We start from the raw sequence: 12,312 nt of genomic DNA on the forward strand, positions 1-12,312 counted from the left end.
GCCCTCGGAGGGCGACCACCCATCAGCAGATGTAACCAACCTGCTGGCTGAGTACACCTAGCTGCGGGGTCGCAGCACTGCGAAGTAACCGGGCACGCGGCTTTGCTCCGGCACCCCCGTGGCGGGGTTGGTTTCGATGGCCACGGCACCGTCCGCCAGCAGCTCCCAGTCCGCCGCCGGCAGGGCCCGCGCCCGCTCCACGGGACCGAAATGACCCGGCATGGGCAGCTCGCGGATGGCGCGCTCCAGTGGCGCGGGAATGCCGCGGCCGGTGGCGCCCAGATGCGAAACGTACGCCACCGGGTTGCCCTGGAAGTTTGTTTCGGCGATAAACACAGTGCCGCCCGGACCGGCGAGCCGCCGGAGGTTCGCGGCAAACGCAGCCTGGTCCGAGTGGTCCAGGACATGGAGGACGCCGCGGACAAAAACGTTGGCGCTGCCGCCGGCAACCAAGGATTCCGCCGCGCCCGGTGCAGTCATGTCCCGGACCTCGAAGCTGGCATTGCCCAGCCCGGCGGCTTCGGCCCGGGCCCGCTCCACCGCGTGCGCCGAGATGTCCACACCAATGGCCTGGCTAAACAGGCCGGCCAGGGACCGGGTGAAGCTGCCGTGGCCGCAGCCAACGTCCACCACGGGCAGGGCAGGGTCCAGGTATTTCACCAGCGTGTCCCGGTAACCCAGGAACTCGTGTTCGGTGCCGGAGTCCCACAGGACTTCCCCGCCGATACCGGTGGTCCTGATGCCGGCCCAGTAACGGTCCCAGGCCACCGCCCGGTCTTTGGGGGCGGAGCGTGAGAGCCGGGCCAGCCGGGGAATCAGCAGGTATCGACGCGCTGCAGCCAGCAGGGAGCGCAGTGCCGGCGGGCATGCGCCGAAGGAACTTTTGACGGTGGACACGCCTCAAATATAAGTCCGGAACGCCTTTCCGGGCGCCCATGCACTTGTTCTGTGACAGCGCCAGCCCCGGGCACTGCCCGTCAGGCTCCGTGCCCGGAGTCCAGCTGAAGCCACGCCATGGCCTCCGCGCGGGAGGTGAAAAAGCGCGTAGGGCACGGCAGCTTGTTGATGCCCAGGATGAAGTTGGCCAGCACCTTGTCCACGGGCGAAGAGCCCAGCAGGGCAATCCGGGATGCCTGGCAAGGCCGGCCGAAAACGGCCCGGGCGCCGCGGCTGACCTGCGCCGTGGTGGCCATGTCAACCAGCATGGGATGCGTGTCGGTGCCGCAGAGGAGGTTCACCCGGCGCATGGCATCCTCGGCATCGGCCTCGCTGATGGACGCGCCGCGCGGCCACAACAGCTGAAGCACGCCGCCCGCATCGAGGGTCAGGTCGCCCTTCACAGGTTCAGCCGGCTGATCCGTCACGCGTCTCCTTCGCAGATTACCTATGGAGCCCATCACCCCTGCTCCCCCTACAATGTACTCAACTGTGAGGGAAGGGGACATTGTGGCGGCTGATGTGCCGTGTGAATGGCGCGCACCCCGTACCGCCGTCGTGGCAGATCCCGACGCCGGCCGGCTGGAGGTCAACGCCGCTGCACTCCGGCGCGTCGGTTACGCCGTCCGGACCACCGGTGACGCCGCCGGCCTGGCTGCCCTCCTTGCCACCGGCCAGCCCTCGGTCATCGTGGCGGACGCCTCCCTGTCCGCCGTGCATTCCGACGCGCCCATGTTGGTCCTTGTGGACCTTGATGACCCGGCCGACATTGCCGCGATGACGCCCCCCGGCATCCACGACTGCATCACCAAGCCCCCGCCGCCCGCCGAACTGGTCCACCGTGCCACGGCACTGATCGACCAGGTGGCCCGCCGCAGCAGTGCCAGGCAGGAAGCCGAGGCCCTCCGCGGGCAGCTCCGCCAGGTCTCCGCAGCCGTCCGCGCCACGAACAACCCGCAGGAAATAGCCCAGCACGTCGTGGCGGGCTTCGGTAAAACCTTCGGCGCCGACCGGGTGTGGCTGACCACGTTCGAAGACGAACGGGTTCCGCGCATCACGGCCACGTGGAACCGGCCCGGCCTGGTACCCGCCGGCGCCGAGGCCATCCCGGACGAAGTGCAGGCCCGCCAGGTGGCGGATTACCTCTGGGCCGGGACCGAGACCCTCTCCACTGACGCCTCCGATGAGGAAGCCACCGGCGGCGAGGGCCCGGCGTCGGGCATTACCGATGCCGTTTCCTCACTGGCCGTGCCCATGGGCGAAGGCGATTCCTCCCTGGGCATCATCTGGATTGCCATGGTGGACCAGCCCCGGCAATGGTCCCGGACCGAACGCGGACTCATCCAGCACGTGGCCGGCAACGCGGCGCACGGGCTGATCCAGAGCCACCTGATCAGCAACCAGCTGCAGGTGGTCAAGCAACTGCAGCAGCTGGACAAGGCCAAAACCGATTTCCTGGCCACCGTCAACCACGAGCTGCGCACACCCCTCACTTCGATCATGGCGTATTTGGACATGATCCAGGAGAGCACCGAGGGTCCGGTCTCCTCCGAGGTGCACCAGATGCTGGACATCGTGGTGCGGAACACGGAACGGCTCCGGTCCCTGATCGAGGACATGCTCAGCGTCTCCCGCGCGGGCCTCGACAACAGCTTGCTGCACCTGACCCCGGTCCGGCTGGGGCACACCCTCGACCTGGTGGCAGCAGCCCTCCGGCCGCTGGCCAAACTGCAGAACGTGACCATCGCCGTCGACTCCGTGCCTGAAGACCCGGAAATCCTGGCGGACGAGGTCCAGCTGCAGCAGGTCTTCACCAACCTGGTCTCCAACGCCATCAAGTTCACCCCCAGCGGGGGCCGGATCGAGGTGGGCAGCGTCTCCCACAAGGCCCCGGACGGCAGCCGCTGGGCCACCGTCAGCGTGGCGGACACGGGCATCGGCATCTCCAGCGAGGAAATCGATCACGTCTTCACCCGGTTCTACCGGGCCTCCAACGCCATGTCCGGTGCCATCCCCGGCACCGGACTGGGGCTGGCCATCACCCGCGACATCGTGGCCCGGCACGGCGGCAGGATCGACGTGGCGTCCACCCTGGGCCTGGGCACCACGGTCACAGTCAGCTTGCCGCTGGACGCCGACAGCAACCGGGCCAACTAGGGCCGGAAGGAGGACCACACATGTTTTCCGACGACGATCCCCGGCTTTCCCAGCTCCTGGAAGGCATTGTCCGGCTCGCCTCGGGTGACCTCAGCTCCAGGATCGAGGTGTCCGCCAACCGGGATGAACTCGACGCGATCATCATGGGCACCAACCTGCTGGCCGAAGATCTCCAGGTCATCTACGAAGAGCTTGAGCAGCGCGTCCAGATCCGCACCCGGCTGCTGCATGAGGCGCACCTGGAAATGCAGCAGATGGCCATGCAGGACCCGCTGACGGGTCTGGCCAACCGCTCCGCGCTGATCGAGGCGTTGCGCTCCGCACTGGACGCCGAGCGGGAGGCCGGCGAGGGACCGGTGATCCTGCTGCTGGACCTCGACGCGTTCAAGTCCATCAACGACACCCTGGGCCATACGGCGGGCGACCAGGTGCTGATTACGGTCGGGGAACGGATCCGCGGTGCCGTCCGCAGCTCCGACGTTGTGGCCCGCCTGGGCGGTGACGAGTTCGCTGTGGTGATGCCCTCGGCGTCCCCCGACCAGGCCACCATTGTGGCCCACCGGATCCTGGCGGCACTGAAGGAACACATCGAACTGCCGGGCCGGAGCGTCCGCTGCGGCGCGAGCATCGGCCTGAGCGTGGGCGGTGAAAACCCGACGCCGGAGGACATGCTGATGGAGGCCGACGTCGCCATGTACGCGTCCAAAGCCGAAGGGCAGAGCCGCCTGCACCGGTTTGAACCCGGCCTCCTGCTGGTCCGGCGGCTCCGGAGCCAACTGGTGGAGGACCTCCGCACCGCCATCAGGAGCAGCGGGCTGACGCTGTATTACCAGCCGGTGGTGGAGCTGGGCACGGGCAGGATCGAAGGTGTGGAAGCCCTGATCCGCTGGAACCACCCCAAACGCGGGTTCATCATGCCGGACGAGTTCATTCCGCTGGCCGAGGAAGCCGGGTTGATCTCCGAGCTTGGACTGTGGGTGCTCCGCACCGCGGTGCGCCAGCTCCGCGGCTGGATCGACGACGGCCTGGTGGATGCCCGCTTCTCCGTGCGCATCAACATCTCCGCCACCGACCTGCAAAGCCTGCAGTTCATCGAGGATGTGCGGACCGTGCTGAAGGAAACCGGGGTGCAGCCGGACCAGGTGGTGCTGGAACTGACGGAAGTTGCGATCGTCAAGGGCAACGAGCTGGACCGCTACTCCCTGGGCGGACTCCGCGGGCTGGGCGTCGGCATCGAAATCGACGACTTCGGGACCGGCTACTCGTCCATCAGCTACCTGCGCCGGCTGCCCGTGGACAGGGTCAAGGTGGACCGTTCGCTCATCACGGGGCTGGGCACCGATCCCAACCAGCCGGCCCTCGTCGCAGCGGTTCTGCAGCTGGTGCGCGCCTGCGGCCTGGAAGCGGTCTGGGAGGGCGTTGAAACCGCCGAACAGGCCCAGATCCTGCTGGACCTGGGCTGCCTCAGCGCGCAGGGCTACTATTTCAGCCGGCCCGTCCCGCCCGAGAAAATTCCGGCATTACTGGCTGACCAGCCGGAAAGCGCTAGCCCGAAACTGTAAAAGTACTGCGCTTTCGGTCACTCCGATATACGATCATCGTGCGGCGTCAGGTTCTCAGCACCGCACCATGTTGGGCATCAACAGCAACACCGACCGTAAAAGGCGTTTTGAAATTTGAACAATAAATGGTCCATGGGGTCATTACTTCGTCAACTGGGGGCGTAGCTAATGTCGGTTCGGGTACAGGCATGGGGAATTATTGCGGCTGTTCTGGCGGATTCTGATCCGTCCGGAGCGGCCATACGGCAGCGCCTGAGCAACAGCCTCGATGAGAATCCCGGCGTCCCCGAGCGGGCGTTGCTGGAGTACCTCCTGGAGACTAGGCGCAATGACGCCATGGCGGCTCAGGAACCGGAAGATGGGCCGCGCCGGCTGGCGCCGCCGGTCCTGCCACCGCAGATCATCGAGCAGATGGATGCGATCCAAAGCATGTCGCGGATCAGCGCCCTGCTGGAAAGCCAGATGCTGATGACGGCGTTCCAGCCCATCTACGGGCTGGCCGGCAGGAACGTGGTGGGCGTCGAGGCGCTGTCCCGCTTTGTCAGCGACGACGGCGCCGCGGCGGAGCTGTGGTTCGCGGAAGCGGCCGCCGTGGGGCTCGGGGCCAACCTTGAGTTCTCGGCGCTGGGGTCCGCCGCAGCAGCGGCGCGCGACCTGCCCGAACACCTCTACGTCTCCTTGAACATTTCCCCCTCATCCTGCATTGATCCGCGGCTGCCGGAATTGTTTGCGCACATCGACCTGCCCATCCACCGCGTGGTCCTCGAATTAACGGACAGCATTTCGGATGAGGAATACCTGCAATTCATCGCCGCGATTAATCCGCTGCGGGAAAAGGGCCTGCGCATTGCCGTGGATGACGCACACTCCGGGGCCGGCGACCTGAGCCGGATGATCCACCTGCGGCCGGACTTCATCAAAGTGGGCCGGAACGTTATCAGCAGGGTGGACTCGGACGGCCTGCAGCGGGCCCTCGCAGCCTGCCTGGTGGACTTCTCGGACCAGATCGGCAGCACGCTGGTTGCCGAAGGCGTCGAGACCGTGGGCGAGCTTAAGGTCCTGTCCCAGCTGGGCATCAGCGCCGGCCAGGGCTACCTGCTGGGCCGGCCTTCCGTGCGGCCGCAGGACTGGGCCACCTGGAACAAGCAACTGGACGTGGACGTGCTGGAGCGCCAGCTGCGCGAGCGCGAAACAGCGTCCGGCTCAGCCCCGCCCAAAAAGTCCCGTTAGGCAGCGGAAGACCTATTCTGCGTGGCCCTGGTCCCCGCTCATTTGGTCTTCTGCAGGCGGCGTTTCGCCCGGCGGCACTCCCCCGCCGGGTTCCAAACCGGTGATGTTGCCTTCGGCAGGGTCCGGATTGGACGTACCGGCGGAGTCCTTGCCATGCGGGTGCGGCCCGGCCTTGTCCGTGCCGGCCGGCCCTGCACTGCCGGCCTGGTCGCTTCGGGGCTGATCGGGATTGGCGGGATCATTTTCCGGATGGTAAGTGCTCATGGCGTGTGCGTCCTCCCTGTCCGGCCGTGGCGGATTCCCCAGCCTGGACTAATTGTAAGCATACTGATAATCCTGAAGGACTGGCCGGTGCGGCCGGCACGCTTGAGAGGAGCGCCGCGCGCGAAGGTCCCGGACCCGAACACGCCCGGAGTCGGACACCGGTCCTAGGACCGCCCGCCGGTCGCCGGCCATTCCCCGCGGGCCAGCAGCACGTCCCGGAGCAGGTCGGCGCGGTCTGTGACGATGCCGTCCACACCCAGGTCCAGGAGGCGGCGCATTTCGTCGGCGGAATTGATGGTCCACACGTGCACCACCAGCCCCAGGGCGTGCGCACGGCGGATGAAGCCCGGAGTCGCCACCCGGACGGGGCCTTGCCGGACCGGGACCTGCAGTGCCTGGACATCGCGCAGCACGTGCCGCATCACCCGGGCAAACACGGGCGCGGGGAGTACCGGGCCCAGCAGCGTGAACAGGGCGCTGGAGACCACGCCCGCGGACGCGGCGACAGGCCGGGTCAGCAGTTCCAGCACGGCCCTGCGGCGCCGGTCCGAAAAGCTCGTCACCAGGACACTGTCGTGGACCCGGTGCCGCTCGATGGCCGCGGCGAGGCTCCGGACTGAACTCCAGTCCTTGACGTCCAGGTTCAGCCGGACGGCAGGCAGTGCGGTGACGAGTTCGTCGAACAGCGGCACGCGCTCCCGGCCGCTGATCCGCGCGGCGGCCACCTGGGCCGCGGTGAGCTCCGAAACTTTGCCCCGGCCGTCCGTCACCCGGTCAAGGGTGTCGTCGTGGAAAAGGTGCAGCACGCCGTCGGCCGTGGTGTGCACGTCCGTCTCCAGGTACCGGTACCCCAGCCCGGAAGCAGCCCGGAAGGCCGCCATCGAATTCTCCAGCCCCTCCCGGGAAAACCCGCGGTGGGCCATGGCGATGGGGAGTATCCGGCCGCCGTCGCCGGTGTTCTCGAAGTAGGGCAGGGTCACACAGCGAGCGTACCCGAGCCGCGGAGGCTAGCTCTCGGCGGGCAGGATCTCCACGCCGTCGCTGCAGTGCAGCAGGGTCCGGCCACGGCCGCCGTCCAGGTTGATCCATACGGCGGTGTGGTCTGCGGTGATGGCATCGACCAGGCCGCCGGTCTCAAAGCCCGGGCTCAGCAGGACCCGGACCCGGTCGCCCTGGCTCAGGTTCCGCCAGTGCGGGGCCGGCGTTGCCCGGCGCAGTGGTGCTTCGGCGCTGCCATGCTTGACGTTCTTGGCCATCGTTACCCCTCAGTGCTCGTATGGATAGGTTGGGGCTCTCCGGAAGCCACGCTACGGAGGGAAGGTAAACGCGGAGTGATCGTTAGCTGAATGCCACCTTGGAACCTGCCCGGCGGCGGCGCGTCAGGACAGCGGCGCGCCCAGCGCTGCGAGCCTGGCCTCAAGGACCTGGGCCACGCCGTCGTCGTCAAAATGCGGTGCCTGCTGGCCGGCGGCACTGATGGCGTCCGGATGCCCGCTGGCCATCGCGTAACCGTGGCCGGCCCAGCGGAGCATCTCGATGTCGTTGGGCATGTCGCCGAACGCCACCACGTCCGCGGCGTCGATTCCCAGGGCGGCAGCGTAGCCCGCCAGGGTAACGGCCTTGTTCAGGCCTGGCCGGGCAAGTTCCAGCATGGCCACGGTGGGTGCGGAGTGCGTTACGGAGGCCAGATGCCCGACGGCGGGACGCACCTCCGCGAGGAATTCGTCCGCGGTGCCCTCCCGGACAATGGCCAGGAACTTCACCACGGCGTCGTCGTCCGTCAGGGTGTCCGCCAGCGGCGCGGGTGTGAATTCAGCCAGGAGTTCGCTGGATTCGTTTTCCACAAACCCGGACTCCAGGTGGAAGCCGGCCAGCGTTTCCACCGCGAACCGGGCGGACGGCCGCAGGTCCTTGATGATGCGGCGGGCTTCGAGGACCGTGGCGATGTCAAGGGTTTTGGCCGACACCAGCCGGTCCGCTTCGAGATCCCACACCACAGCGCCGTTGGAGCAGATGACCGTGCCCGAGTGACCCAGCTGCTCCTGGAGGGGGTAAAGCCAGCGCGGCGGCCGGCCGGTTACAAAGACCAGTTCGACGCCGGCGTCACGGCAGGCGTGGAAGGCGCGGATGGTGCGGTCGCTGATCTTTCCGTCGTGCCCCAGGATTGTTCCGTCAATATCACTTGCCACCAGCCGCATGCTGCCAGTCTACGTGGGAATCAGGGTGCCGGTCCTGCGTCAGAATCGCGACAGCGCCTGGTCCAGCATCCGGTGCCCCTGCGTTTCAAACGCCCCGTCGCCCACTTGGTGCGCCCACACGGCAGTGCCGATGGCTTCGCGGAGCAGGTAAACCGGCCAGGCGTCCCCATCCCGCGGGTCCGCGCCGTAGCCACGGAGGAAGGCCGCTTCCAGGGCCGGGTCCCGCTGCCACTGCTGGACGGCCAGCCGGCACAGGTCGATGGCTGCCGGCCGGAGGTCGAACCTGCCGAAGTCGATGACGCTGATGGCGCCGTTGTTGCTGATCCAGTTCCGCGGCTGCCAGTCCCCGTGGATGGGCACCATCTCGGCGGCGGCGGCCCGGTAGTCAGCGAGGCACTGCCTGGCCCGGCTTTCCACCCGGGGATCGATCCGGTGGTCAGTGTCCAGCCAGGCGAGGGCTTTGGCGGTAGCGCGGGTTTCCCAGCCGCCGTCCGCCGTGCGGGCCTGGCTGTGGAATGCCTTCAGGAGCCTGCCGGCCTGCAGATATGTCTCCGGGTTCTGTTCATCCGGGGCGCCTTCCACCAGGACCCCGGGCAGGTAGCCGACCACCAGGAGGGCCTCGTTGATGCTTGCGTGCAGCATGGTTGCGGCCCGGCCGGACTCCACCAGCGGTCCAGTGAAGGTGGTGTGGGCCATGATCTCGCGGCCGAGGTGGTGGTTGTCCGGCCCGCCGGCTTTCACAATCAGATCCTTGCCCCTGGAGCGGATGCGAAGAACCGTGGTGTCAGTCAAACCCCAGGACAGATCCTCAATGAGTTCCGGCTCACCGCACCAGGCGGCCACCAGCTCCGATTGCCTCGCCGTGAGCGTCCCCCCATCCCAACGCATCACGCCGTTTCCCGCAGGAATTTTCCGGTCCTGGAGAACTGGCGGAATGCCTGGACGCCAAGGGGGATGGTGGCCACGAAGAGCAGTAGAGACAGCGTGTTGGAGACGCGCCAGGGGTCCCCGTCCACAGCCAGGGCAGCGAAGTAGAGCGACAGTCCTGGCGTCGTCACCAGGCGCCGGGCAGTACGTTCACGCATCTGGGCGGCCGCGCCACGAAGAACACCCAGCGCGGCAGGATCCACCGCTTCCATTCCCAGGATCTGGCGCCGGACGTGACGCGCCGCTGCCGGCCCCAGTTCCGAGGTGACAAGGGCGCGCAGCGGCTGGACTTTGGGCATAATCCGCAGCCAGCCGTACAACACTCCTACGGCGAGGACCCCAACCGCGGCCAGGTACAGGCCCAGCGTCAAGCCGGAAAGGTGAATACCGACGGCTGACACGGCGCCGCTGGCTGCCAGGGCCATTCCCGCACAGAGTGCGGCCAGCACCGTGGCGGGGAAGACCGCCTGGAAGTAAAACCGGACGGTTGCCTCGACGCCCACGTCCTTGATGCCGTCAGCGACGGCGGAAGCACTGGCCCAGCGCGCCTCCGGTCCAGCAGCGGAACGCCTCATGCATGCCCCCTAAGTGATGTGTCAGCCCAGCTTAGAGCCGACAGGGCCGGCGGTCACCCGCTCCTCCGGACTCAGGCGCTGATGGCGGCCTTCATTTCGTCCACCGCTTTCTGCCCCGCTTCTTCCGGCGACAGCCGGTTGAACAGGACCTCCACCGTGTAGCGGCGGATGATCTCCTGGATGATACCGGCGCCTTTCGGCGGCGGGGCGGGAGCAGCTCCCAGCTCTCCCTTGATCTGGTCGATGAACTTAACCACCTTGAGGTCGGCGGACGGCAACTTCGCTTCCGTGGCGGCCCGGATCCCGGAATTCGGGTTCACGCCACGCTCCGCAAGCAGGATTTCCCCGGCCTTGATGTCATTGGCCAGGAAGTTGATGAACCGGGCCGTTTCTTCGGGGTGTTTAGTCCTTGCGGACGCCGACCAGAACTGCGAGGTCTTGTACCAAAGCTGCGTATCGGCTGCTTCGCCGGTCCGCGAGGGGAACCGCAGGATCTCCAGGTCGCCACCGGCTGCCTTTTCCAGTGCCGGGAGCTGGTTGGACCATCTGAAAGCGAATCCGTTGGTGCCCACGGCGATGCCGCTCTGATCCAGCGTGGCGGCCTCGGCTTCAACCACTTCAGAGGCGGTGGGCACTGCTTCCTTCTCGCGGAGCTCCTTCAGGAAGGCCCACCACGCCGCGATGTCCGGCGCTTCGAACCCAAGCGTGCGGTCCTGGGTGTAGAGGGACTTGCCGTTCTGGCGCAACCAGACGCCGAGGGAGGCTTCGTCCCCGCCGTACGCAGCGGATCCGTAGGTGCCCTGCGGTGACTTGGCCGTGACTTCGGCGGCGATGCGCCCGAAGTCCGCCCACGTCCAGGTTGCGTCATCCGGCAGTTCAACACCGGCGGCCTCGAAAACCCGCGGATTGGCCAGGATGGTGGGCGCATTAATGCCGGCCGGCAGGCCAGTGAGGCCATCTTCGCTGGTTCCCGACTGGAGTGCTGCTGGATCAAATTTTGACGTGTCAATCTTGTATTTCGACAGGTCCAGCAAGGCGCCGCGGCTGGAGTACTCGGTGATGTACTTCTCGTCCATCTGGATGATGTCCGGGGCATCGTTGGCTGCAACCTGGGTGGCCAGCCTGTCCCAGTACGGCCCGGAATCACCAAACTCCGGCCTTATCTTGATGTCCGGGTTTTCCGCTTCGAACGCGGCGATGACGTCCTGGGTCAGCTGGGCCCGTTTGTCGCCGCCCCACCAGGCAAACCGAAGCTCCACAACACCATCAGCCTCCTGCCCGGAGGTTCCGCCGCCGCAGGCGGTTAGCGCAAGGACCGCTGCTGTCAGCGCGGCGGCTAGCCCCGACTTGGCAAAGCGGCGTCCCGGGCGGGACCCCGCTCCGGTTCGGCCGAATGAGGATGAAGACTGCACTGGGGCTCCGATCGTCGGTGATCAAGTGACTCTTGATACATCGTATACTAAGTACGATGCAGCATGCGGCCGCGGAATGTGGGAAAGTTTGAGCGTGACCAGCCAACCAACTCCCCATGGCCTCCTGCCGTCAGCGTCCCGGACAGGCCTCGTTGTTGAGGCGCTCCGCCGTTCGATCCTCACCGGCGAACTACCCGCTGGCCGGGCCTTGGTTGAGGCCGAGCTGGCCCGCTATTTCGGGATTTCGAAAACGCCGGTGCGGGAGGCACTGAAGACGCTTGTGGGCGCGGGCCTGGTGACCATGAGCGATTACAAGGGCGCCACCGTCCGGGCGGTCGATGCAGAGATGGCCCGCAGTGTCTTTGACGTCCGCTCCCTGCTTGAGCCGGTGGCCGTTGCCCGGACCATCGAACGGGGCCTTGACCTGGAGCTCGCGCAGGACGCGCTGAACCGCGCGGCCAGGGCACTGGATGAAGCCGACCGGAGCCTCGCCAACCGCGATTTCCACCAGTTGCTCTATTCAAACTGCGGCAACCAGGTCCTGGTGGACATGCTGGACGGGCTCCGCGAACAGACGGCGCTGATCTCCGTCAACGCGTGGACCCAGCAGCCGTCGTGGGACGTGGAGGCCGCGGAGCATGCCGACATACTGGCCGCGGCCCGCCGGGGTGACACCGACGCCGCGACGGAACTGGTGCTGAACCACATCCGCAGTTTCGAGGCCCGCGCCGTCGGACAGCTTGCCGGCGGCAAACCCTGACCGTTCCCACGCAGGGAACAGGGGCCCAATGATCCACCGCAGTGGCATGATGGGCGCATGAGCCTCGTCACCTGCGACCTGACCATCTCCCTCGACGGCTTCGTCGCTGGCCCGGACCAAAGCATGGCCGAGCCGCTGGGCCGGGGCGGCGAGCGCCTGCACCGCTGGATGTTCGAAGAACCCGCGGAGCACACAGCCGAGCGCGACGGCATCCTGGCAGCGGGCGCCTACATCCTGGGCCGGAACATGTTTGCCGGGCCGGGGACGTGGGATCCGGACTGGCAGGGCTGG

At 67.0% G+C, this 12,312-nt stretch carries 13 protein-coding genes and 1 pseudogene; 5 read left to right on the top strand and 9 right to left on the bottom strand.

Going from position 1 to position 12,312, the window contains the following annotated elements:
- Positions 1-57 precede the first annotated feature (57 nt).
- Complete coding sequence (locus tag ASF72_RS14530; protein WP_050683763.1) at positions 58-846, bottom strand: class I SAM-dependent methyltransferase; 789 nt, start codon at positions 844-846, stop codon at positions 58-60.
- A gap of 131 nt (positions 847-977) precedes the next feature.
- Positions 978-1,397, bottom strand: a complete 420-nt coding sequence (locus ASF72_RS14535; protein ID WP_442853698.1) for a DUF7793 family protein — start codon at positions 1,395-1,397, stop codon at positions 978-980.
- Between the two features lie 31 nt (positions 1,398-1,428).
- Between ASF72_RS14535 and ASF72_RS14540 the strand changes: the two genes are divergently transcribed.
- The 3 genes from ASF72_RS14540 to ASF72_RS14550 all read left to right on the top strand — a co-directional run bounded on the left by ASF72_RS14540 (position 1,429) and on the right by ASF72_RS14550 (position 5,885).
- On the top strand, positions 1,429-3,093 hold the full coding sequence (locus tag ASF72_RS14540) for an ATP-binding protein (protein WP_231685976.1): 1,665 nt from the start codon (positions 1,429-1,431) through the stop codon (positions 3,091-3,093).
- Between the two features lie 20 nt (positions 3,094-3,113).
- Entirely contained in the window at positions 3,114-4,655 is a 1,542-nt protein-coding gene (locus ASF72_RS14545) for a putative bifunctional diguanylate cyclase/phosphodiesterase (protein ID WP_056600066.1), read from the top strand.
- Positions 4,656-4,991: 336 nt separating this feature from the next.
- The gene (locus ASF72_RS14550; protein WP_235504739.1) at positions 4,992-5,885 is read left to right on the top strand and encodes an EAL domain-containing protein; all 894 of its coding nucleotides are present in this window, start codon (positions 4,992-4,994) and stop codon (positions 5,883-5,885) included.
- A 12-nt stretch (positions 5,886-5,897) separates the two neighbouring features.
- Here the strand turns inward: ASF72_RS14550 and ASF72_RS14555 are convergent, their stop codons facing one another.
- From ASF72_RS14555 to ASF72_RS14585, 7 genes are all read right to left on the bottom strand, one after another.
- A complete protein-coding gene (locus ASF72_RS14555) occupies positions 5,898-6,149 on the bottom strand; it encodes a DUF6480 family protein (protein WP_050683726.1) in 252 nt (83 codons plus the stop codon).
- Between the two features lie 164 nt (positions 6,150-6,313).
- Complete coding sequence (locus ASF72_RS14560) at positions 6,314-7,129, bottom strand: glycerophosphodiester phosphodiesterase (RefSeq protein ID WP_056600071.1); 816 nt, start codon at positions 7,127-7,129, stop codon at positions 6,314-6,316.
- Positions 7,130-7,156: 27 nt separating this feature from the next.
- Positions 7,157-7,405, bottom strand: a complete 249-nt coding sequence (locus ASF72_RS14565; protein WP_050683728.1) for a hypothetical protein — start codon at positions 7,403-7,405, stop codon at positions 7,157-7,159.
- Between the two features lie 123 nt (positions 7,406-7,528).
- On the bottom strand, positions 7,529-8,347 hold the full coding sequence (locus ASF72_RS14570) for a Cof-type HAD-IIB family hydrolase (RefSeq protein WP_056600074.1): 819 nt from the start codon (positions 8,345-8,347) through the stop codon (positions 7,529-7,531).
- A 39-nt stretch (positions 8,348-8,386) separates the two neighbouring features.
- A complete protein-coding gene (locus ASF72_RS14575; protein ID WP_056600077.1) occupies positions 8,387-9,235 on the bottom strand; it encodes a phosphotransferase family protein in 849 nt (282 codons plus the stop codon).
- Positions 9,235-9,849 (bottom strand): hypothetical protein, encoded by a 615-nt coding sequence (locus tag ASF72_RS14580; RefSeq protein WP_056600080.1) that lies wholly within the window; start codon positions 9,847-9,849, stop codon positions 9,235-9,237. Before ASF72_RS14580 ends, ASF72_RS14575 begins: the two co-directional genes overlap by 1 nt.
- A 71-nt stretch (positions 9,850-9,920) precedes the next feature.
- Positions 9,921-11,177 (bottom strand): ABC transporter substrate-binding protein, encoded by a 1,257-nt coding sequence (locus ASF72_RS14585; RefSeq protein WP_235504742.1) that lies wholly within the window; start codon positions 11,175-11,177, stop codon positions 9,921-9,923.
- A 178-nt stretch (positions 11,178-11,355) separates the two neighbouring features.
- Between ASF72_RS14585 and ASF72_RS14590 the strand changes: the two genes are divergently transcribed.
- A complete protein-coding gene (locus ASF72_RS14590) occupies positions 11,356-12,021 on the top strand; it encodes a GntR family transcriptional regulator (protein ID WP_056600086.1) in 666 nt (221 codons plus the stop codon).
- A gap of 57 nt (positions 12,022-12,078) precedes the next feature.
- A pseudogene (locus ASF72_RS21055) lies at positions 12,079-12,312 on the top strand (dihydrofolate reductase family protein); the annotation flags it as partial.

This window comes from Arthrobacter sp. Leaf141, assembly GCF_001424565.1.
Taxonomy (GTDB): domain Bacteria; phylum Actinomycetota; class Actinomycetes; order Actinomycetales; family Micrococcaceae; genus Arthrobacter.